Origin of the sequence: Wolbachia endosymbiont (group B) of Germaria angustata (assembly GCF_964026725.1) — a bacterium.
Taxonomy (GTDB): domain Bacteria; phylum Pseudomonadota; class Alphaproteobacteria; order Rickettsiales; family Anaplasmataceae; genus Wolbachia; species Wolbachia pipientis_C.
This window is the reverse complement of sequence record NZ_OZ034691.1, coordinates 60,517-83,359: the sequence shown is the minus strand read 5'-3', so window position 1 is coordinate 83,359 and position 22,843 is coordinate 60,517. Positions and strand designations below refer to the sequence as shown.

Annotated in this window: 20 protein-coding genes; 15 read left to right on the top strand and 5 right to left on the bottom strand. The window is 33.4% G+C overall.

Features of this window, described 5'->3' with window-relative positions; all coding sequences use genetic code 11:
* Positions 1-4: 4 nt before the first annotated feature.
* Positions 5-973 (bottom strand): hypothetical protein, encoded by a 969-nt coding sequence (locus AAGD63_RS00395; protein ID WP_264336308.1) that lies wholly within the window; start codon positions 971-973, stop codon positions 5-7.
* 98 nt (positions 974-1,071) lie between these two features.
* On the opposite strand from AAGD63_RS00395, the gene priA reads away from it, so the two are divergent.
* The 13 genes from priA to hemA all read left to right on the top strand — a co-directional run bounded on the left by priA (position 1,072) and on the right by hemA (position 15,791).
* Positions 1,072-3,597, top strand: a complete 2,526-nt coding sequence (gene priA / locus AAGD63_RS00390; protein WP_341813433.1) for a primosomal protein N' — start codon at positions 1,072-1,074, stop codon at positions 3,595-3,597.
* Between the two features lie 122 nt (positions 3,598-3,719).
* Entirely contained in the window at positions 3,720-4,481 is a 762-nt protein-coding gene (locus tag AAGD63_RS00385; RefSeq protein ID WP_341813432.1) for an ankyrin repeat domain-containing protein, read from the top strand.
* 2 nt (positions 4,482-4,483) lie between these two features.
* Entirely contained in the window at positions 4,484-4,609 is a 126-nt protein-coding gene (locus AAGD63_RS00380) for a hypothetical protein (protein WP_341813431.1), read from the top strand.
* A gap of 442 nt (positions 4,610-5,051) precedes the next feature.
* Complete coding sequence (locus tag AAGD63_RS00375) at positions 5,052-6,434, top strand: ankyrin repeat domain-containing protein (protein WP_341813430.1); 1,383 nt, start codon at positions 5,052-5,054, stop codon at positions 6,432-6,434.
* 139 nt (positions 6,435-6,573) lie between these two features.
* Positions 6,574-7,161, top strand: coding sequence for a recombination mediator RecR (recR, locus tag AAGD63_RS00370; RefSeq protein WP_341813812.1), 588 nt, complete (start codon positions 6,574-6,576; stop codon positions 7,159-7,161).
* Between the two features lie 284 nt (positions 7,162-7,445).
* A complete protein-coding gene (locus AAGD63_RS00365) occupies positions 7,446-8,141 on the top strand; it encodes a hypothetical protein (protein WP_341813429.1) in 696 nt (231 codons plus the stop codon).
* Between the two features lie 51 nt (positions 8,142-8,192).
* On the top strand, positions 8,193-9,404 hold the full coding sequence (locus tag AAGD63_RS00360; protein WP_341813428.1) for a P-loop NTPase fold protein: 1,212 nt from the start codon (positions 8,193-8,195) through the stop codon (positions 9,402-9,404).
* Positions 9,405-9,554: 150 nt separating this feature from the next.
* Entirely contained in the window at positions 9,555-11,459 is a 1,905-nt protein-coding gene (gene htpG / locus AAGD63_RS00355) for a molecular chaperone HtpG (RefSeq protein WP_341813427.1), read from the top strand.
* Positions 11,460-11,497: 38 nt separating this feature from the next.
* Positions 11,498-11,752, top strand: a complete 255-nt coding sequence (locus AAGD63_RS00350; RefSeq protein ID WP_341813426.1) for a hypothetical protein — start codon at positions 11,498-11,500, stop codon at positions 11,750-11,752.
* Between the two features lie 254 nt (positions 11,753-12,006).
* Complete coding sequence (locus AAGD63_RS00345; RefSeq protein ID WP_341813425.1) at positions 12,007-12,654, top strand: hypothetical protein; 648 nt, start codon at positions 12,007-12,009, stop codon at positions 12,652-12,654.
* A gap of 152 nt (positions 12,655-12,806) precedes the next feature.
* Positions 12,807-13,406 carry a hypothetical protein gene (locus tag AAGD63_RS00340; RefSeq protein WP_341813424.1) on the top strand — a complete coding sequence of 200 codons (600 nt, stop codon included), beginning with the start codon at positions 12,807-12,809 and terminating at the stop codon, positions 13,404-13,406.
* Positions 13,316-14,530 carry a hypothetical protein gene (locus tag AAGD63_RS00335; protein ID WP_341813423.1) on the top strand — a complete coding sequence of 405 codons (1,215 nt, stop codon included), beginning with the start codon at positions 13,316-13,318 and terminating at the stop codon, positions 14,528-14,530. Before AAGD63_RS00340 ends, AAGD63_RS00335 begins: the two co-directional genes overlap by 91 nt.
* Before the next feature lie 64 nt (positions 14,531-14,594).
* Positions 14,595-15,791, top strand: coding sequence for a 5-aminolevulinate synthase (gene hemA / locus AAGD63_RS00330; RefSeq protein ID WP_341813422.1), 1,197 nt, complete (start codon positions 14,595-14,597; stop codon positions 15,789-15,791).
* 280 nt (positions 15,792-16,071) lie between these two features.
* Here hemA and AAGD63_RS00325 read toward each other — a convergent pair whose 3' ends face one another.
* Genes AAGD63_RS00325 through rimM form a run of 3 tightly spaced genes read right to left on the bottom strand, consistent with a single transcriptional unit; the run spans position 16,072 to position 17,891 of the window.
* Positions 16,072-16,764, bottom strand: a complete 693-nt coding sequence (locus tag AAGD63_RS00325; protein WP_341813421.1) for an inositol monophosphatase family protein — start codon at positions 16,762-16,764, stop codon at positions 16,072-16,074.
* Positions 16,765-17,331 (bottom strand): elongation factor P, encoded by a 567-nt coding sequence (gene efp, locus AAGD63_RS00320; protein WP_341813420.1) that lies wholly within the window; start codon positions 17,329-17,331, stop codon positions 16,765-16,767.
* A 59-nt stretch (positions 17,332-17,390) separates the two neighbouring features.
* A complete protein-coding gene (gene rimM, locus AAGD63_RS00315) occupies positions 17,391-17,891 on the bottom strand; it encodes a ribosome maturation factor RimM (RefSeq protein WP_006014540.1) in 501 nt (166 codons plus the stop codon).
* Positions 17,892-17,988: 97 nt separating this feature from the next.
* Between rimM and AAGD63_RS00310 the strand changes: the two genes are divergently transcribed.
* A complete protein-coding gene (locus AAGD63_RS00310) occupies positions 17,989-20,349 on the top strand; it encodes a DEAD/DEAH box helicase (RefSeq protein WP_341813419.1) in 2,361 nt (786 codons plus the stop codon).
* 105 nt (positions 20,350-20,454) lie between these two features.
* Positions 20,455-21,639 (top strand): hypothetical protein, encoded by a 1,185-nt coding sequence (locus AAGD63_RS00305; RefSeq protein WP_341813418.1) that lies wholly within the window; start codon positions 20,455-20,457, stop codon positions 21,637-21,639.
* Here AAGD63_RS00305 and AAGD63_RS00300 read toward each other — a convergent pair.
* On the bottom strand, positions 21,636-22,805 hold the full coding sequence (locus tag AAGD63_RS00300; protein WP_341813417.1) for an aspartate aminotransferase family protein: 1,170 nt from the start codon (positions 22,803-22,805) through the stop codon (positions 21,636-21,638). The genes AAGD63_RS00305 and AAGD63_RS00300 overlap by 4 nt on opposite strands.
* Positions 22,806-22,843: the final 38 nt, after the last annotated feature.

Here is a 22,843-nt window from a genome sequence, read left to right as displayed (position 1 = left end):
CCTCTTAAAAATTTTCACTATAAATAAGTCTTGAGAAAAATGCGTTAACTGTAGATTCAGCCTTTACCTTGTTTTTGCATAACTGCTTAGATAGTTGATCATCGCTAAAAAGCAGATTCTTAGTATCGAGATATTTAGCATAGTTGCCAGCAAGTATTGAGTAGAAACCACTTTCAAGTTCAAGATAAGAGCTGCTATTGAGAACAAAAAATAAATCGCTCTGGTCAAGCAGTATGTCATAACCAGAGCTCGTGCAATGTAAGTATTCATTGCCTTCATACTCTGCTATGTAGTACTTACTTGCATCAAGATCACCATCAAGCTGCAAAATTGCCGCTGAACGTCCATTCCCAATACTATGGCCTTTTATTACTTTAAGTACTTTAATCTCATCATTTTCTATGAGTTCTCTTAACTTTTCATTCTTTTGATTTAATTCTTTCTCTGCTTTTCTTCTGTCTTCTTCTAATTTTATTTCTTTTTCAACAAGCTCATTTTGTATTTGCAAAAACATATCTTGAATGGTTAAGCCATTTAGAAAGTAATCCAATACAATTGACACAAACGGCTGCAATTCACCATTATCTTCAAAGCTCTTTTCCTGCTTTTTGTCATATTGAGTGGGGTTATAGATTGCATACATAGGATAAAAGCCATAATTCACCTCGTCGAATGATAACTCTATCGAAAATCCGCTCTGATCAAGTGGAAGTTTAGTAGCTAAATATCTACCATTATTATCTCTGACATACAGCTCATTTATACCATAGTGTCCACTATATTTGTTGTAATAAATATAAAAATTCTCAGGATTAAGATTAAAGTAATCATCTAAATTGTTAGGTTTACCGAGCTTTTCACATAGAAAACTCTTGCTCTTATCTGTAAGTTTGATGCGTGTAGAGAAGTAACACCGATCTATTCGGTCACCTTTTTCTATTTCAAAGTCTAGGACTATTTTATCGCTAAACATACAGAATTTCCTCACATTTCCAATATTTATGATTATAAATTGTATACTATGAAAAAAGCATTAAGGCTTCTCTATGTATCTAAAAACAGCGCTAACTTATGACAAAAACAGTTGACGTATTACTGCCACTTCCAATTGATCAGCTATTTTCATATGCAGTTGAGGAAGATACTGAAGTTTCAATTGGAGATTACGTAGTGGTGCCGTTTGGCAGAAAGCGTTTGATTGGAATAGTTTGGAGAGAAAGTAGCAAAAGCGATCGAGAATTAAAATTTATTGAGCAAAAGATCGATTTGCCGAGCATCAGACCAAAACTGATCGAATTTGCAGAGTGGGTTGCACAGTATAATGTAATACCTATCGGTATGCTTGCCAAAGTGATAATGGGAGGAGTATTAAAGGTAAATCAAATAGATAAGTTAGTTTGCACTAAGCAAAAGCAAGAAATAAGTGAAATAGATTACCAATTAAGCCCTGAGCAGCAGGTAGCTCGAGATAAAATAATAAGTAATTTGAATGAGTATTCAGTAACTTTACTTGACGGTGAAACCGGGTCTGGAAAAACGGAAGTTTATCTCTCTGTGATTGCAAGGTTAATTAAGAATCATAGTATTTACGAACATTGTCTACCAAAAAGGTGTCACTCCGTGATGTTTCCCCTATGGTGTCATTCCGGTGTTTCCTTTTCCTGTACCTCCTTCTCCTGTCATCACAGCGCCTACTTTTTTTGCAATTCCAATGCTCTCTTCTCTTGTCATCCCAGTGCCCCGACACTGGGATCCAGTTTTTCATATAATCTCATCACAAACATTTATTTTAATTTAAAATCAATACCAAATTTAGAATCAAAATTCCTGGATAAACACTGGAATGACACCCTTATATTTAAGGTAAAACCCACTGTAACACTTAGCATACTGCCTTTGCCAAGCACTGGAATGACACCATTTGCTATGCAATTTACTTTCAAAAATAAACGTTATGTCATTCCAGCGTTCAATACACAACTAGACGAATGTTACAATATAAGAGTAATTTTTACCAAAAAGGATGTCATCCCAGTGCCCCGACACTGGAACTTAATTTCAAATCAGTACACTAAGCAGTTGTACGATAAAGACTGGATTCCAGTGTCAAGCACTGGAATGACACCAGAAGAGGGTAATGCACAAGTCCTTATCCTTCTGCCAGAAATTGTTCTAACTTCACAATTGGTAAATCGTGTTCGCAGTCAGACATCTGGCAATATAGCTGAGTGGCATTCAGGACTTACTCCAAAAGCTCGCCGAAATAATTGGCTCAGTATTGCAAATGGAAGTGCGCAGATAATTATTGGAGCACGGTCAGCGCTTTTTTTGCCTTATAAAAACCTAAAATTAATTATCGTCGATGAAGAGCATGACTCATCCTTTAAACAAGAACAGGGGATTATATATAATGCTCGAGATATGGCCATTATCTTAGCCAAGCTCGAAAATATTCCGATTATTTTATCATCCGCTACTCCGCTGCTTGAAACAATTTATCATGTTAAAAAAGGGAATTACAACCATGTAAAGCTAACTAGAAGATTCGGTGGTGCAGAACTGCCACTAATTAAAGTGGTAGATATGAGAAACAACAAACAATGGATTTCCAATGAGCTTTTCGAAGGCATAAAACAAACCATAGAGAAAAAACAGCAAGTTATGCTCTTTCTAAACCGCCGGGGGTATGCACAACTTGTAGTTTGTAAAAAGTGTGGATACAAAATTTCCTGCTCAAATTGCGCTGTTTGGCTTACGTATCACAAGAAAAAGAATGTCCTTTTATGCCATCACTGTTCTTATCAATTAAAACTTCCAGAAAAGTGTTCTAATTGTCAAAGTCAGCAGTCATTATCCCTTTGTGGTATAGGAATTGAGAGGTTACTTGAAGAAATAGTAAAATTAATACCAAACGCAAAGACTGCGATTATTAGCAGCGACCAGAAGTCGCTTGGTAGCGTAATTGACTCAGTGCTCAAAGAAGAAGTGAATATTATAATCGGTACACAAGTGATTGCTAAAGGGCATAATTTCCCTAAATTAACTTTGGTTGGAGTGATAAATGCAGATTTAGGACTTGAAAATTCTGATCTTAGGGCAACAGAAAAGACGTATCAATTATTGCATCAAGTTGCAGGAAGGTCGGGAAGATTCAATAAAAAAGGAACGGTAATAGTACAAACTAATAATCCTGAAAGTTTGATAATAAAAGCATTGCAGCAGCAAAAAAGGGATTTGTTTTATGAAATTGAACTTGAGTTAAGACGCAAAGCTAAAATGCCCCCATTTAGTAGGCTAATAGCGCTTATAGTTTGTGGTAAGGATCAATTTGCAACGCAGAAAGCAGCAAATGAGATAACAAACTTTTTGCATAATCAATGTTCAACTACCTTTCAGCACTTGACATTGAAAGAATTTGAAATTTTTGGCCCATCACCAGCAGCAATAAATTTCTTAAATAATAAATATCGGTATAGAGTGTTACTCAAAATACACAATAAATACAGTCTGTCTATAAAGAAAAAGCTGAAACATTGCTGTAACTTGAGTTCAAACATTGCAATAACAATAGATGTTGATCCTGTGAGTTTTTTTTAATGTTATTTGAATTTATTTGACATTTGTAGAAATTGCTAATAAGTTCTATTAATTCTTTAATTAAAATTTGACTTTTATTAGAATTTATTATATTATTGATATAATTAGAATGGGTAAATAATATGACTACTTTACTTGAAATCGTCTGTAAGAAAGAGATAAGGTATAAAGACAAAACTAGAGAATTGCAGGAGTTTCTTGATAAGAATAACGAAATATTAATTAACAAAGAGTTATTTAAATCAGCTTTATCTATAAAGGGTGCTGTAGATATAAGAAAAAAGATGGTGTATCTTATTTTGCAACACTGCATTGCACACAATAGTGCAATATCTGAGAAAAAAGAGAAATTATCGTTCCAAAACGTGATGAAGATTTTAGATGAAATGGTGAATAGATTTGTTACTCCCCAGTATTTCTACAAATTGATCAATTTTCAAGATCAAAATCGAGAGACGTTATTACACCAAGCTGTTACAAGTAATAACACTGATGCAATAGAAGCCCTTTTGAAATATGGTGCAAATCCTTTGATAAGGAATAAAGGAGACAAAATGCCATTAGATTTAGCTCAAGAAGAAAAAACAAGAGAAGCACTCATTAAATCTATGAAAGATCAAGCTAAATCGAAAAAAGAAAGTGCTAGATGTAATAGTTTGATTGGCATTGAACTCGGTGTTGGTGGTGCTTTAGTCCCTTCAATGACTATTATATTATGCGCACTCGCAGTATCTGCTCTTGTTGCTGGAATAGCAGTTGGAGTGGCTATATATTTCCTAAGTCAAGACTATAAACAGGCTAAATCAATAGAAGAAGCTGTTAATTCTCAATTCTCTTCTGTCGAGCATGAAAAGACTGCAGATAATAAAGCAGTACTAGGATAACTGTGAGTTTTTTAACATTAGATTTCTTGCATAACTGGAATTCGAAAGTTCCAGCGCATTTTTCTTATTGGATCCCAGTGTCAAGCACTGGGATGACATCTGATTATGCAAGAAATCTATTCATTTAAAACTTATTTGAGAAAACGTAGCTATAAAAACCGCAGGTACCAGTTGGTTTTTATTAGCTAAATTAAAGGTCAAGTATCTGGAATTCTGAACATAAGATCCCCTGTATAAAAAAGATTAGAAAAAATGCAGTGAACATACGACAGATATGCTCTGAAGAGGATACGCTACATTTTTTAATGAGTTTAATAAAAAAGTCTGCAGACGGAGATAGATTTTTGAGCTCAATAAATATCTCTAACTGTAATTGTAATCAGATTTAAAATATGCGGAAGTAATTTTTTAGCTATAAAATCTTCTAAAAAATTAACACAGAAGTTAGTTTCATAAGTATTTTTATCAAAAACTATTTTAAAAAAATTTAAATAGAGTTGAAAAATTTTAAAGATGAGATACCCTACCTGAAATGCAACTTCTGAAAAAAAAAGAAATATGAAAGGTGAAATGAACGCTGCAGCAAATTTTCAATCAGAAGACTTTGTATCTAAAAATAAGGATTTTGATTGTTTAGCTAACCCTATAAGTGCTTCGAATGAAAAGCTAGAAAATAGTGTTAAAGCTAAAGATAAAAAGAATGAGGCACCTTTTTCCAGTAGAAGAGGCAGCTCGCATGTTTTAGAACTTTTTTCTAATGAAAATGTTGAGATTCACATTCAAGATAAAACGCCTTGTGCTGCTCGGAGTGAATCAGGTATAGCTGGAATATTTAGAGGTATAGCTGGGTTATTTAAAGGTAGGAATAGTATGGACGTAACCCTTTATCAATCTAAAGTGCAACGTAGCTCTGCAATTGATTACAGTACTACAGAAAGTATAGGGTTACGGCTACTAAATATCTGTAAAGGAGAAGAAGATATCTCTTTTGATCAAGAGATTAATTTTTTATATAAAGAGGGTTATTTGTATGATGTCTTATTGTTGCAAGACGAGGAGAATCATGACACACCTTTACATGTAGCTATAAAAAGAAATCGTACTTGTTTTGTAGAAAAACTTTTGTGTATTCTTAAGGAACCATACTGTTCAAGTGAGTTTTACAAACTCAAATATTTTGAACGTAAGCAAGAGAATGAAAAGCCGCTTTTCAAAGTTATTAATACTAATAACAAGGATGGAAAAGATGCAATTACTCTGGCTATTGAAAGCAATAATTCAGAATGCATTTCAGCTCTTTTTAACTACTTAACTCGTGAAAATATTAACAGAAGAAAAGATGTTGAAAATGAGTACACACCTCTACACGAAGCTATGCTTCTTAACAAAAATGAAGCAATCAAAGAGCTTCTCAAATCAAAGGATATAGATACTGAACTCATAGATAAGGAATCTTACAAAGCATATAATTATGCTAATAACAAAGAGGCAATAGAATTGTTTATTCAGCACTATAGTAGTAAAATTAGTGAGTTGCGTATAAAATTAGAAGATAATAATAAAAAACTAGCACGAATTAAGTGCGTCCTAAACAAAACAAAACTTACTTGTGTATGCTTAGCAGCCTTCGGCTCTTGTTTTAGAATGTATAGAAATTCCCATGACATAATAAATGAAGAAGTGAGTGAAGATATGTTATATTATTCTCTTGCATTGCTTGCCAACACTACAGGTCTAATATTATTTTTTAATTATTTGATCGATACAATACTTTCCAAGTATGAAGAAAAAAATTCTAGTTTGAATAAAGAGTCAGACAGTTATGTAGAAGAAAGAAATATGTTGAAAAATAAATTGCGTCATTTTCAAAAAAGAAATACTAGAACAAATACTCAAATGTCTGAGATAATTTCAGTTACACCTGAGTCAGACTTAAGTTACAGTAGATTGTGATTACATTACTTTTTTCAAGACAATTTCTGAGAAAAGTGGAAAAATTTTTCTATAGCTAATCAAGATAAAGACTTACTACTTTCTTTACGAAAGGTTTGATGTTATCATTTTTGAACTATCTTGAATTTACTGAATGAACATTAATATAAAGAGTTTAGTTCATGCTTTTTCTAAATTGCCAAGTTTAGGTCCATCATCATCAAGAAGGCTAGTTATACATTTGCTCCAGAACAAAGAGAGGGTCATGCTACCACTTGCATCTTTGATTAGAGAGTTAGCAGATCTTATAATAGAGTGTAAGATTTGTGGAAACCTAGATACTAAATCGCCGTGTTCTATTTGTACTAACCCAAAGCGTGACACCAAGTTAATGTGTGTAGTAGAAGAATTGGGCGATTTATGGGCATTTGAAAAAGGAAATATATATTCAGGTATGTATCATGTTTTGGGTGGAAGGCTATCAGCAATAAATGGTATAGGTCCAAAAGAACTGAATCTTGATAACATTCCCAAAAGAGTTACAGAATTTAAAATTGAAGAGGTCATTATTGCAATCAATCCGACATTAGAAGGCCAAGTTACTGCACAATATATAATTGAATTGCTAAAAAACTTGAATGTCAAAATATCGCGCCTTGCTTGCGGCATACCGATAGGTGGAGAAATTGACTACCTAGATGAAGGGACGCTGAAGATAGCACTTACTTCAAGACAGGATATTAAATAATATTCCATTTCTTCTGAGCAACATACTTTAAAAATACTGTGACGTACTTCAGCTTAGAAACTTGCTTACTAATTGAAAATATTATACATTTAAAATATAGTGTTTTAAAATGAGGGATTATATTAACTTTTGTACTAGATGGAGTACGTTATACTTATAATTGGTTAATCACAAAATCAAGATCAATCGCTCTTGATTTCATTGCGTTATTTAACAAAGAGTACGCAGATAGTAAACGAATTGGATACATATTAAAGGATATAAAGATTGACTTAGGACTACAAGTGCCTAATTTAGAAGTGAAAAAATTAAAAGAGTTTGATTTTAAATCAAATGATCTACTTTTAACAAAAAGCGATATTAATTTTCACAATACAGATTTATTAAAGGATATTATTATTAAACCTGATTTCAGTAAAATAATAAGAGAATTAAATCAAGACGAATATGCTCGATATATTGATAACCTAAGCTTTATATTTCCATTAATGCTGGTGTATAAAAACTTTGTGCATAGTGACTGGGTATCTGATAAGTATGGTAATTCTGCACTAATAGAATTAATAAAAACTTGTGATAGTAGGAAAATCATGGAGGAAAAAATAGACTTATGGAAGGAAGAAGGAAAGTTAACAATAGATATCAGTTTAGATGCAGGAAGCTTAGCTTATATAAACAAGATGTTTCCTTTAATACAAAAAGCTATTAAAAACAGGAGTTTTATAATTCAAAACTATTCTAGACTCTATGAAAGTGGAATTGAGCAACTAGTAACTGAATTCAAAGATTGTAAAAGTTTAAAGGAAACACAGGAAGTAATAAACGATCTTACACAAAATTACGTGCAATACGTGGAAAGATGCATAGAAGAAAAAACAGGAATAAAAACTATCACATATGATCCATATGGTGATCCTGTAAGCAGCTTGAAGAATCTTTCCATTTCTGCAGTGATAGAAAATTATGGGTTATTTAAGTAAATAGACTCTTAACTTATAAAATACTATAGTAAAATATAGTGTAAGAATCTTATGTGCTTTAAAAAACTTATATCATTAGTAAGATTCAGAAAAAAAGAAAATGAGCAATTACCTAAGGTAGCAACTTGGGAGAATGATTGCTTAGGCTATAAACAAGTTGCAAGTAAATTTAGTTCTATAATTAAGACAATTGATAAGTCTTTTTCTATTGTATCCTTAGAAGGATATGATAAGTGGGGTAAGACGTTTTTTTTGAAAGAGTGGGCAAAGGATCTAGAGCAGCAAAATGAAATTGCAGCTTATTACAGCGCATGGGATATTAGTGCGCTAGATCAACCATTGCCTTCTTTTTTGCATTTCCTGTTTGAGGATCTATTCGCATCATACAAAGTAAAAAGGAGTGTTATACAGCAGTTCAAAAACATAAACCAAGAACTATTTTCTCTCAATACATTAGGAAAGCTAATCAGTAAATCTCCACTTGCTATGCTTTCAGTATTTCTCGATGCTGCAAAAGAGGCTGATAAGAAAGACATTGGTTTTGTCTTGGGTGAGTTAAATCTTCTCCAAAGGAGAAAAGAGAACATTAGAGATTTTAAAATACAACTAGCAGATGTGGTTAATAAAATCAGGAAAGACAAAAACATTTATATAATGGTGGATGATCTTGATATATGTCGCCCTAAATTCATTGTCGATTTTTTAGAATCCATAAAGTACATGCTTGATGTTGAGGGACTGGTTTTCATTATCTCTGTTAGTCAAGATAAAAGTAACGTGCAAAGAGCAATCAGCACAATACTTGGACCAAATTCCAGCCTAAAATCTTTTACTGATCTCTCTTTGCATTTACCAAAAGAGCCAACAGAGAGGTTTATAAGAAAACTGTTTGAAAGTTCTGAATTACCGAAAAAATCAAAGAGCTTAATTATAGATAGCTTTATATTTTATGCAGAAAGCTTCTCATTATCATTAAAAGCAATACAGTACTGCGTAAAGAAAATAAAGCTATGTTTTTTAAACTATGTGAAAGTTGATCCAAATTTATTTACATTTTTAATAATACTACAGTCAGTAAACACTGATTTGTATGAGGAATTATATTCATCACCTCAAAAAGCACTGGAGAAGATTGAGAGCGCTTTGATTCTAAACGTTCAGGAAGAATGGGAAAAGCTTAAAACTTCTCTTGAGACTACTTTTAAAGAAAAAGAATCAAAGACTCACAAATCTTTGAAGCAAATAAGAGATATCTTATTCTAAGAATAAAGAGAATTGTAGAACAGAACCCTCTTCTTATCATTTCAGCTTGTATGACAAATTGGCTCACATAAATTTTAGCATATATGACCTTGAAAGATCGCTGTGCAATACTTAAATTATTAGAATAGCAAGCTAATAATGGAGCTCAGAATGCACAACATACAAGAAACTGAAAGTTTAAAATTTGACGCTGAAGTAGGCAAAGTACTAAATATAGTAATTCATTCACTTTATACCAATAAGGATATTTTCTTGCGTGAGTTAATATCAAATGCATCAGATGCATGTGATAAATTGCGTTATGGATCACAATTAAATGCTGATTTATTAGATTCAAGTGATGAGTTGAAGATTACTATTAGCTCCAGTAAAGATAAGAATGAGCTGTATATAACCGACAATGGAATTGGAATGAACAGACAGGATTTAATAGATAATCTTGGTACGATTGCAAGTTCTGGTACGCAAAAATTCTTGGATGCAATTAAGAATAATAAAGATTCAAACCAAGCTGTAGAACTGATTGGAAAATTTGGTGTTGGTTTTTATTCAAGCTTCATGGTTGCCTCAGAAGTTATAGTAGAATCAAGAAAAGCAGGAGAAGAAGAGTCTTGGGTATGGAAATCTAAAGGAGATGGAGAATATTCAATCAGCAAGTTAGATGGTCAAATCTCTCGTGGCACAAAAATTACGCTCATCATGCGTCCTGAAGAAAGCGAATTTTTAGACAAATTTCGTATTGAAAACATCGTTACTACTTACTCTGATCACATAAATTTTCCCATTGAGTTTGTAAATGAAGAAGGAAAAAGTGAAAAATTAAATAGCAAAGCTGCAATTTGGACTAAGCCAAAAAATGACGTTACTCCAGAAGAGCACAACGACTTCTTCCGTGGTGTTGCGCATGTAGGTGATGAGCCTTGGATGATACTGCATAATAAAAATGAAGGTGCAATAGAATATACGAATTTGCTTTATATTCCTTCTATCAAGCCTTATGATTTGTTTCATCCAGATAGACGCTGCTCTGTAAAGTTATATGTCAATAAAGTATTTATTACTGAAGATAATGTACAAATTATACCACAATACCTGCGTTTCTTGAAAGGTGTGGTTGATTCACCAGATTTGCCTCTCAACATCAGCAGAGAAACACTGCAGAATAATCGCGTTGTTGAGCAGATTAGGAAATCCCTAACTAAACGCGCGGTATCAGAGCTCGGCAAAAAAGCAAAAGATAATTTAGAGGAATACACAAAATTCTGGGGCAATTTTGGTGCGGTGTTAAAAGAAGGTCTTTGCGAAGCTATGCCAACTGATGAAAGAGAAGCGTTGCTTTCCATTTGCAGATTTCATAGCACCAGTGATGATAAGCTAGTTAGTATTGATGATTATATAAGCAGAATGAAGCCTGAACAGGAACATATCTACTATCTCACAGGTAATAGTCTCGATTCAGTGAAAAACAGTCCACAACTTGAAGGATTTGTCAGTAAGGGATTGGAGGTGCTTCTATTTGTTGATCCAGTTGATGATTTCTGGACTAGCGTAATTCATGAATATAAAGATCAAAAATTTAAGTCTGTGACCCGTGCTGATGTTGATTTAGAAAAATTCTCTTCAGAAGAAGGTAAGAAAGATGAAGAAAATAAATCAGATGAAAACAAAAGCGAAGAAAACGCGGATTCTATACTCGAATACTTCACCAAGGTTCTTGGAAGCTTAGTAAAAAGTGTAAAGATCTCTAAGAAATTAACCGATAGTCCTGTGTGTCTAGCAGTTGATGAAGGAACTATGGATCTCCGTATGGAGCGTTTTTTACGTGAACAGAAGCAGCTAAATTACCGCACGCCAAAAGTACTTGAAATTAACATTAAGCATCCTTTGATAAGAAACATAATGGAATCTCACGCTGAAAATGGTGAAAATCCAACACTTGGAGATATGATTTACTTATTGTTCTATCAAGCTTGTATAGTGGAAGGTGAAGAGATGGAAGACGTAAGTCTATTTGCTAAAAGGCTCAATAACTTGCTTGGCAAAATTTCTATTTAATGCTATACTTAGTTTAGCTAATAATTAGGGGGTAAAACATGGGGTGGAATTTACTTGGTGGGCTCATGCCGCCAGCAGTAGATACTGCAGAAGAAAGGGAGCGTCGCCATTCCAGAGATTCAGGTGCTGAAGAAGAATTTGAAGTTTTAAATAATGAAAATCAAGATGTTTCATATGCTAAGGATCTAAGCTTAGAGAATGCAATACTTGCAAACTTTCCTGATGGTTGTGATAGATCATTTATTGTAGAATCAAAAGATGAAGACTCGTATGACATTATTCCTAAAATTTAACTTTTGCTGAAGTAATAAGTATCTTAAATCAAGCTGTAAAAGAAGATAATTATGAAAAATTAGACGAAGTTATACAAAATATTGAGGATTATGAAGGCAGGTCTATTACGCTAGAGAGTACAAACTTAAAGAATTTTTGTGAGCAACAACTTAACTTAGATTTACGAAATAATCAACATATATATTCAAATATACTATCACAGTATAAATTTAATCAAGTAGAGCTTAAGTACGATTATTTAGTAAAAGAATTGGTGTTACTTGCAATTGCAGCTAACGATAAATTGGCAGAAAAATATCAAGACATACTTTTTGCTGAAGGAAACTTAAGTCTTTTACCTTTACTTGTTGGTGGTCAAGAATATATAAAAGCTTTTATAGAAAAATTCCATAGTATCGATGAGGTTTATAATAAAATAAAGGATCAAACTATACAACTTGTTGAACCCAATAAGATTGGCTTTTTCTCAACCATAGCATTAAGAAAAGAACAAGAGTTACTAGAGACAGTTCTTGCAGAACCCTTCTTAAGGGATCTTGAGCATGTACTAAAAACAAGTAATCCCGATCCTTTATATGGCGTCCTTGAAACAGCATCTTTGGTCAAAAATGAAAAATTTATCACGTTAGTGCTAAACGCATTTGAAAGATATATTAATGAGCCAACTAAAGATGTAAAAGATCTGCTAAAAGGGAGTTTTGTTACTCTATTAGAGACTGCGATAAGTCAGGAGCATCTGCCTATCATCGAATACTTGTGCAAACGATATATCAATAACAAGGGTTCTACTAATTATGATATATATGAGCAAGCATTTGCTGACGATAGAGTTATTAAGGTGCTCAATCAACAAATTTTAAAGAATATAGGAGCTCGTGATAGAAAAAAATTTATGATTTAGTTCTAAAAACTGCACTAGATGCTGGTAATATCACATTTATTGAGCACTTATGTGAAGAATATGCTGAGTGTAGTAACGATGTTATCGATTATCTCAATCAAAAATTTAAAAATAACGAATTTGATAATGCATATGAATTAGCTCTTATTACCTTGTCTAATATCAAAAGCAAGGATATTGTAATCGATACAATTGCCCACATTCAAATCTATCAGAGCATATCACACAATGAGCAAATAACTAGGCAGGTCATACAGAATATACTGAGAAATGCGGTACACTACTCGACAGATCAAGAAGATTACTCATTAGTCAAAAAAGTATGTTATTTGTGCACAGAAAGTGATGAAATTAGCATAATTTTTCGAGAGGAGTGTGAGATTTTTAAATCTAGCATAGAGAAGCGCATGGAAGATCTAGAAAGGGAAAATAAATTATTGCAGTCTGAAGCTTTACATGAATATAACTACAATTATGTGCCGGGTGTTATAAATGGATTAGCTCAAGTTGCTCATGCAGGATATGATATATACACTGAAGATCCAAAATACAATAAACGCCAAGAGAATACCGATCTTGTATCAAATTTAATACATATTAGAAATATTCTGCAATTTTCTATCGATGTGCAAGAATATTCTTGCACCGAACGTCAAGATTTATGGAATCAAATGTACAGCACTCCAGCAACTTTTATTGTACGGAAAAAAAAAGTGATAACACTGCAGATAAATCAGCAATTCCAGCCATAACAAGCGATATTTTATCAGAAAATTCAGAATCTCAAAGCACTGATAGTAAGCAGCTACAAAAGAGTATTGTTGATGAAGGAGAAAATATTATGAATAATAAAAAGGTTTCAATAGAAGAAACTATAGATAATAATAATTATAGGAGGGTTAAAATGAATAGTAGTGATCAAAATATAAAAACCGTAGGGGAAATGTTGTCTGATGCTATCTTCGCCCTTAATTATGAAGAAGTAATATCTTTAGTGGAACAGGCAAAGCAAGAGGGCAATAGTGTAGACACAAAGCAAATCTTGAATAAAGCCTTAGAAGACGCTAATAGGACGGAAGTTGGTAAGAAAGATAAAGTATCTAAAAGCAAACTCGCAGAAATTAAAATATTTCTTGAAAAAGAGTTAGAAAAAACTACTGCTGTATTACCAGTAAATGATAGTGTAGAAAGTATGGGTGCTACTGTAATTAGCCAAGAAATTCCTGTGGTAGAGCGTGAAGGAAGTGAATCATCACTGAGTTCTGAAGATGATGATTTTTCTAAACTTAAAGGTAATAAAAGTGATTGCTCTGCCGGAACTTCCTCAGACTCTAATAGTAATTCTCCATTTGAAAAAATTAGTGAAGAAGGTCATGAAACAAGGATATCTGTAATTGACACAGTGGAAGCTGAAGCAACAGCTAATGGTAATGTTTCTAGTAATCCTGTTCCTTGTACTTCAAGAATAGAATTAACAAGTGATGATGAAGATGAATTTCTTTCGATTGCAATTGAAGATGTTAATAATGGTGTTAACGTTAATCAACCTACTGGACATGTAGAACAAGTTGCTAACGGAAATGGACAGCCAAAAACAGAATTGCCAAGAATTAATGAGCAAAGCAGCAAAAGTGGCCTCAAAAAAAATTCACAAAACACAAAAAAGTATGTCGTAGCTGCTTCTGCGCTTGCAATAACTGGTATTGCCTTAGGAGCAGCTGTTGCAGTTTACTTGGAAATGTTAGCAATAGGAATAGCAGTTGCAGTTTGTTGTCTTATTGCAGCTACAATTACGTACTGCTATAGGCCTAAAAGCTTAGTTGAGGATAATCAGGTCAAAAAGGTTATGCAGACAGAAGAATGTCAGTCTAAGTAATAAATATAGTAGTCTATCATTTAATAATTTATTATGATTATATTTATTGTTAATAGATAAAAACTTGGTAGACTACGAAAAAATATTCTTAAATAAAATCAAAGATATAAAAGAAGAAGGGCGCTATCGTGAATTCACGCATTTTGCGTCATTACCTGGCAAACTTCCCTATATTATGGATTATGAAAGAAATAGAGAGGTTATTGTCTGGTGCAGTAATAATTATCTGGGAATGTCACAAAACGATAGTGTCATTGCTGCTATTCAAAATTCATCTGTTGGTGCTGGAGGAACAAGAAATATATCAGGTACAACAAAGGAAGTTGTTGAGCTCGAGAAGTCTTTGGCTGACTTGCATCAAAAAGAAGCTGCTTTAACTTTTGCTTGTGGCTATCTTGCCAACCAAACTACACTTAGTACTTTATCGTCTGTTATTCCGGGCGTGGTAATTTTTTCAGATGAGAAAAACCATTCTTCAATGATAGAAGGTATAAAGTCAGGCAAAAGACCGAAGCACATATTTAGGCATAATGACACTGATCACTTAGAGCAATTGCTAAGATCTATAGATATAAAAACACCGAAAATAATAGCGCTTGAATCTGTATACTCAATGGATGGTGATGTAGCACCGCTTGAAGCGATATGTGATCTAGCAGATCAGTATAATGCAATTACCTATTTGGATGAGGTACACGCAGTTGGCATGTATGGACCGCGCGGTGGCGGAATTGCAGAAAGAGAAGGTTTGATGGATAGAATAACTGTTATTCAGGGTACATTATCAAAGGCTTTTGGAGTGATGGGTGGATATATAGCGTCTTCAAAGAGCTTGGTGGATGTAATAAGAAGTTCAGCCCCAGGATTTATTTTTACTACTGCTATGTCACCCGTTTTAGCAGCAGCAGCAAAGGCAAGCGTTGAGCATTTAAAATCGAGCAATGTTGAAAGAGAGAAGCAAAAGCAGTCTGTTGAAAAGGTAAAAGACTCACTGAGAAACGCAGGAGTGAATTTTATGCAAACAGAAACTCATATAATTCCAATCATAATTGGCGATCCTGAGTTGTCCAAAAAAGCATCAAAATTGTTATTTGATAAGTATGGAATATATGTACAACATATAAATTACCCAACAGTTTCAAAGGGGACTGAGCGCTTCCGTATTACTCCTACGCCTTACCATACAAATGAAATGATAGAGCATTTAACAAAATCTCTTGTAAAAGTTTTTGAGAAATTGTCTGTTTGTGTCTGTTGTTGAGTTTAAAGTTGTCAAGAATAAGGTATCTATTTAAAAGCATGGTTAATGTACAAAATCAGTGCTTTATTTCTTGTCATGAAAGTAGCTAACACTGGGATCCAACTAAGTTACTTTACAACGTTTTTTGTGCTAAAGGACTAGATGCCATTGTCACACACTGACTATTTGTTCCTATAGTTGTCTTTTCTCGTCTATCTTATTTTGCCACCCTGCTGCAATGAGGGATAGGTAAGACAATTTATTATTTTCACTACGTGACTTTTGCTCTTTTGAATGAACTTTAGTTTATATCTCCAGCAATGACAAGCGCGTTATCTTCCCTTAATCTCCCACCGCTTTCTTGCAGAAAAAGCTTACCGAGTGAAGTTTTATATTTATTAATTCCAGAGTAAATTATTCCATTGTATCTTCCGGCAGCAAGATATGCAAAACCTAGTACCGTTGAGCCAAGGGAGCGTAGATTATTATTGTCAAGTGGTAATTTATTTAACAAATTACCACTTATGTCTATTATTCCCCCTTCACGAGCTTTCATCCGCATTTTTACATGGCGAGATTTGAAATCTTCAAGAAAAGCTCCTTTCTTTTCCTCTGCCCAGAAAGTTTCTCTAAGGGCTGGAGCATCAATCACAGCTGCTACAACTCTGTTTTTATGAATGAGACAAACTGATACTGCAAAATAAACCATACAACTAAAAAGGTTTTCCTTGCCTTCTATAGGCATAATAAACCAAGTATAACTGCCTTCTTTTAGATCTTGGCCTACATTGTCTTCAAAAATAAAGTCATAGTTCTGGTTGTAGTTTTTCAAGCAATCGTACATAAGTTGCTTGGATTTCAAATAAGTTTTATTGATAAAGTCTGCTGACTTAACGCTTGAAATTTGCAATTCATTAAAATCACGTATAAGCTGCTTGGAGGCACTGCGTACAGAATCAAGCATCACATTGATTCGTGGTGATGAAATGGCCATTTACTCTTTTACTCTTTCGTAATAGCTGTTATCAGGAGTATGTAATACAATTTTATCCCCTTCTTTTATAAATTGAGGCACGTTAACACGTATTCCGTTTTCCAAAATTGCAGGCTTATAAGAAGCATTAACAGTCTGACCTTTGATAACAGACTCTGTCTCTTTTACAGTTAGTGTAACGTGATCAGGCACATGTGCAGAAATTATTTTATCTTGATAAGTTACTACTTTAATTTTCATATTATCTTGCAAATAAGCCTTCTTTTCCCCTAATAAGTCTAAATTTATAACAATCTGCTCGTAACTACTTGGATGCATAAGATTTACGATATTCCCTTCAGTAAAGAGATAAACATATTCCTCTTCATCTAAAATTGCCCTTCTGATTGTTGCATCAGAGCGAAACCTCTCATAGTACTTTGCTCCTGTTTGGATATTTTTCATTTCAGCTTGTATATATGCACCACCTTTACCAGGTTGAGTATGCATAATACTTACAACCAAAAACAATCCACCGTTATGTTCTAGTACCTGACCTGGCCTGATATCATTAGCCCTTTCTGCCATAATTACACTTTTAATTTGGTCTGATTATTATAAATAACTTTATACAAATATCAAAATTTTTATTGGCCAATGAATTCTGGCATGTTGATTACTATATACCTTTCCTTCATGTTGATGTATGGAAATACTTCTTTAGTAAAAGATAACATAATGTTTTTTTTTGTGCTGATAACCAAAATTTCTAATATATCCCCCGAGCCGAAATTATTCACAGACTTCACATAGCCATATAATTCATTACTCTCTAGTCTTACTTCCATATTCACAAGATCATCTTGGTAAAATTCATCCTCATCATTTAACTGTGGTAGCTTATCTCTTTCTATATATAACTTTTTATTTCTTAAAAGCTCTGCTTCATTACGGGAATTCACACCGCTAATTGTTGCTATTACTAAATTATTACTGACAACAGACACCAAGCTTATTTTATAATTTTCACTTCCGATTATTAGTTCACCATATAGGAAAATATTTTCGGGCTTTTCAGTAAAGGTTTTTATTTTGACAGCTCCTTTGATTCCATGAGGAGAAGTAATTATTCCGAGGCATATATTCATATTAATATGATAGTTGAAATCAGCTTTTTGTCCATAGAATTGACAATTTACTGAATTAACATACAATTAATATTGTAATAATTATAGCGGGTAATGTGTGAGTTCTATCAGTAATCAAGAAAGGCAAAGTATTATAAGTACCTTAGAAAAAATCAACTGCAAGCTAAAAGGTGAATCTATAAAACTTGATGATACAAAGGAATCTATAATAGTAGCACGTCGTAAATCTGTTGTTAAAGGGATATTGGAACATCTCAAAAACCCTTCCATTGCTAACTGTAATGTTATGATCGATGCAGAAACTGGATTTGGTAAGACTTACGACATTAGAATACTGAGTCATGTACTAGCCCAAGCAGGATTTCATCATCTGGTTGCAGTACCAAGCAGTGATCTAGTAAACCAAGCTAAAAAAATGATGAGTAGTGCATTTACTGTAAACATTAGGACACCTAAAACTGCTGAGGAAATTAAAAATGCACTGAAGGCAACTAAACCTACAACAATTATAGTGACACATAACCTGTTATTACAGCAAGAAAATGATCGTAAATTTAAAGACCAAAATACCAAGTTGTGGATTAGTGTTGATGAAGCAGACAGTATTAACAAGCAGCAGGATTTTGAGAATATGTGCAAGCTTGATGAGAAATATCCTACAACTTACCTAACTGTAACACCAAAGAGAAGGATTTTAAATAGATGCGGAAAAGTTATCAGCCCGACAAGATTGAGTAGACGTTGTATTGCAAACGCCATCGAAACAGCAAGTGTTATTGCAAAAACCAATAGGAGAACAAATTTCACTCTAGCATTTGTAGTGAATATTGCTGTTACTATAATACCTATGATTACATTATTTCCTGTTATAAATAGTAATGTTGCTGCTGTAATTGGTCTAACTTCAGATTATTGGCTGTATTCTGCTTTGACTGGAAACTTATATTATACAATTTCTATGTTTATATTTGGTATAGTAATGTTGCCAATTTGGTGGGTACTAACTAAAGCAACTGGTGTAGAGTCAAAAGAACTGCTTTCTAGATTTCTTGCTAACGTGCGTAGCTTATTTACTAGAGAAAAATCGAGCCCAGCTCATGAATATGTTGAAGAGAGCGAAGAAGTTTTTAATTACAATAAGCTTGTTGATACCGATGATTTATTAACTTCTATAAGATGGAATGTGCAAAGCCCAATTGGAGAAAGTGCTCTGCTTTTAGCTGATGATGTAAATAGTATAGTTAATCTTAACTTTGCGTTGCAGGGTAGAGATAATTTAGTATATGAAGGTAGTACACGTTATGAAGTGTATAATAAATTTCAGCCTGAAGGGATATCTTATCAAGACTATAGGCTCAAGTTACGCGAAGCGAACTTTATAAGCTGCGTTAAAAAGCAACATCCTAGTCTGACAGAAGAGCAGATATCTGAATTAAAAGAAAAGGTGGATTTCAGTAGTACTGCTGAATATCTAAAATATAGAGTAATGCATTCAATGATCGATCTTACTCTCTCATATTTAATGAAGTGTGATAATATTACTTTAGATAAAAAAAGAAGAGAAGGTTTGAGTGAATTGATAGAAGATGTTAAAAAGAATGTTAGCACCACTAATGATAACAATATTATAAGCTACCTAGAGAGAAAAGGCTTTAGTGAGCAATTTGCTAGAGATGAGCTCTTACTGCAAATAAAGACAGTAATTGAAGCACTGAGTAAAAGTGATAATGAGCAATGCAGCTTAATAGTTGATAATTGGCGCTTAAGCAAAGAGCTCCATGACCTCATGGAAAGAGAGGAAGGTATACTACATAGTCTCATTGATTTCTGCAAACAAAATAAATGTATCTTTGCAGGAATTGGGAAAAATGATCTTGGTATTGGAGAAAACAGACTCTTTTCAGCGATAATACGTAATCAGATAGGTGGATATCGAACTCTTTATTGTGATTATGAAAAAAGAGATTTTGATTCATTGGCTAAATATGCGTTGATAACGGTTATAGATGGATCGAAAGGTCGTGGATTTGATAGTGAATATAATCATGTTGCATCAATATTTGCAGATTCGGTTAGTCAGTTCAATAATCCATCTGAAGCCCTACAGAATCTTGGAAGAAATAGAGAGCGTAATGAGAGCAGACAATCATGGTTTTTCGCTGCTGCAGGTGAAGAAGTTGAGCTATTTGTGAATAAGATCTTAGCAAATTTTAAAAACGAACCACAGAAATTTTGTCAGAAAGTTTTGTTTCCAGCTACTAATAAATACAATAAGTTGCTAAAAAATAGAATGGGAGAAGAACTTGGAAGAAAAATAGAAATCTATATTAGTAAAAATATTGATGCATTAGGAAATATTGATGATTCAGCTCTGAAGAAGTTTTCTAGTGATTTGATAAAAGAAACGTATGAAAAAGTTCATGATATAAATGATTTTGATGTCAAAAAGACAGAATAAGATTTACATAAGATTTTAAAAAGTACAGAGGCATACCTTCGTTCATATGAGAACAGAATTAAAAACAACGGTAAATTATCTTGCACACGCTCAGCTTTATTTTCTGTGGGGAGTGCTATAACAAAGGTAATGTATTATCTTTGGGCAGGGTTTGACTATTTAGTCTTTTTGGCTAAAGCGTACAATATAGATAAATCTGGAGATACCAGTGCAAGAGCGTATGTACACATAATCAGAAACTGTCACTGTGAAAGTAGTGTGAAGGCGCAAAATGTATTGGTTCATGCATTAGAAATTGCCAAAGAACATGACAGCAGTTTCAAAAGAAATAGTTTGTACGAAGGCAATGAGGATAGATGTAAAGAAAAAATCATCTCATATTTTCAATCCAAGCAATATATACGTGCATTAGATAGAACAATTGCTCAAATTGAAAATAAACACTTGGTAACAATTTTGAAAGCTGTAGGCTACAAAGATGATGCTAATAAAATGGCACAAGAAATCAAAGATTTTTTATGTGATTTAAAGAATTTAAATTGTGTAGACTTGAGAGAAAAATATTATCAAGGCAACTTATATCAAGAAAGCAAATTATACAAAATCAATAATCAAGTTAGTACGATAATTGATGAAATTGTAAGGTGTCATAAGTGGCATCATGGAATAGAGGATTTGGAGCTAAAATTAAAAAATGGCCATAGTATTTTTGAAGTAAGAGTTAACAATGATTTTTCTAAGTTACGTGAGAAAAACTTTAACAAACGCTCTAAAGAAAGGACATATCTAGGTAGAGCTATGTTACTTATTGGGTTTATAATTTCAATGGAGCTTATAGGTAGAATATCATCAGGTCAGACCATGCCATTGCCTTTACTTTGCGGTTTTATAGTATTTGGACCACTGGCACTCTTGTGTGGTGCATTGTTATATGAAATAACAACCTATTTAGTGAGAGGAGCATTTTTTACTTTTGGAGTGCCAGTTGTGTTAGAGGAGCTATTTAAATTCATTGTTAAAAACAGTTTAATGCAGAAGTTATTAGATGTGGCATTATCGTTTGGTAATGGTGCTTTCTTAGGTGTTGAGAAGAGTGCCGTGCAATCTTTTATATTTAAAGATGCAACAAAATTTGACTCACTAAGTGATATAAATGAGCTTACACTGATAAGAGAACAGGAAAAGGCAAAGTGTACAAATGAAGTAGCTGATAAAGTTGTAGCTACTGCTTTATCTGCAATTTTGATACAGCCAACAACTAGTGAGCAGGAAGGTTTAGTTTTTAACTAGAACTTTTCAGATAAATACTGAGTGAGGATTTCAATGCCTTCATCAATCTCTTTTTCAGTGATAATGAGTGGAGGCAAGATTCTTAGAACATTATCTGATGTTACTCCAACAATAAGTAAACCACGGTGACTTAGCTCTTCTGCAAATTTTTGGTTATTCATTTTTACTTTTATTCCTAGCATCAACCCTTTTCCTCTCACTTCTTCTATCATTGGAAACTTGCTTGCTAAATTTTCTAGTTTGTTTTTTAAGTACTTACCTCTAACTTCAACATTTTCTAAGAAGCCAGGGCTGAGCAATTCATCCAATACAGCATTACCTACTGAAGTTGCAAGTGGATTACCACCAAAAGTAGAACCATGCATACCGACCGCCATGTACTTAGCAACCTTTTCAGTTGCAAGACAAGTCCCCAGAGGGAAACCTCCTCCTATTCCTTTTGCAAGAGCACATATGTCAGGCTTAATTCCTATGTGTTCATATGCAAATAACTTTCCTGTCCTGCCAGCACCGCACTGAACGCAATCAAAAAATAGCAGTATGTCGTTTTCGTTACATAGTTCTCTTAGCTCTTTCATGAAGACTTCACTCATTACTTTAATACCACCTTGTCCCTGTATTGGTTCTATTAATATAACACCTATGCCATTAGAAATTGCTTTCTTTACACTCTCAATATTGGGCTCTATGTTATCACACCAGTCAATATAAGGATTCAGTAATTCAGAAAATTTCTGTCTATCCTTTGTTGCACAAGTTAAAAATGTCCTTCCATGAAATGCACCATGAAATGTTAGAATTCTATAGCGATTTTTATTACCTTTTCCATTTTGATAGGCCCTAGCGATTTTAAGTCCACATTCCACTGCTTCTGATCCAGAATTTGCAAAAAATACAGTATTAGCAAAGCTGTTGTTTATTAAATTTTCTGCAAATTTGTTGGCAGTAGATATATTATAGGTATTTGATATATGCCATAGTTTTTCTCCTTGTAATTTTAGGACATCAGTTAATCGTGGGTTGGCATGACCTAAACTGCTAACAGCTATTCCAGAGTGAAAATCTATATAGCGCTTATTATCAATATCATACAAGTAAATACCTTTGCCATAAGAAAAATTTATGTTAATAGGAGAATAAACTGGCAAGATAGGAGAAATTGTCATAAAAGTATGATATGCTAATTTTTTATTAATACCATAAA

What these genes read in the sequence shown, in the direction of transcription:
- AAGD63_RS00395 (WP_264336308.1), bottom strand. Translation starts at nt 973, where the DNA reads ATGTTTAGCGATAAAATAGTCCTAGACTTTGAAATAGAAAAAGGTGAC.
- priA (WP_341813433.1), top strand. Translation starts at nt 1,072, where the DNA reads ATGACAAAAACAGTTGACGTATTACTGCCACTTCCAATTGATCAGCTA.
- AAGD63_RS00385 (WP_341813432.1), top strand. Translation starts at nt 3,720, where the DNA reads ATGACTACTTTACTTGAAATCGTCTGTAAGAAAGAGATAAGGTATAAA.
- AAGD63_RS00375 (WP_341813430.1), top strand. Translation starts at nt 5,052, where the DNA reads ATGAACGCTGCAGCAAATTTTCAATCAGAAGACTTTGTATCTAAAAAT.
- AAGD63_RS00360 (WP_341813428.1), top strand. Translation starts at nt 8,193, where the DNA reads ATGTGCTTTAAAAAACTTATATCATTAGTAAGATTCAGAAAAAAAGAA.
- htpG (WP_341813427.1), top strand. Translation starts at nt 9,555, where the DNA reads ATGCACAACATACAAGAAACTGAAAGTTTAAAATTTGACGCTGAAGTA.
- AAGD63_RS00350 (WP_341813426.1), top strand. Translation starts at nt 11,498, where the DNA reads ATGGGGTGGAATTTACTTGGTGGGCTCATGCCGCCAGCAGTAGATACT.
- AAGD63_RS00335 (WP_341813423.1), top strand. Translation starts at nt 13,316, where the DNA reads ATGGAATCAAATGTACAGCACTCCAGCAACTTTTATTGTACGGAAAAA.
- AAGD63_RS00325 (WP_341813421.1), bottom strand. Translation starts at nt 16,764, where the DNA reads ATGGCCATTTCATCACCACGAATCAATGTGATGCTTGATTCTGTACGC.
- efp (WP_341813420.1), bottom strand. Translation starts at nt 17,331, where the DNA reads ATGGCAGAAAGGGCTAATGATATCAGGCCAGGTCAGGTACTAGAACAT.
- rimM (WP_006014540.1), bottom strand. Translation starts at nt 17,891, where the DNA reads ATGAATATATGCCTCGGAATAATTACTTCTCCTCATGGAATCAAAGGA.
- AAGD63_RS00300 (WP_341813417.1), bottom strand. Translation starts at nt 22,805, where the DNA reads ATGACAATTTCTCCTATCTTGCCAGTTTATTCTCCTATTAACATAAAT.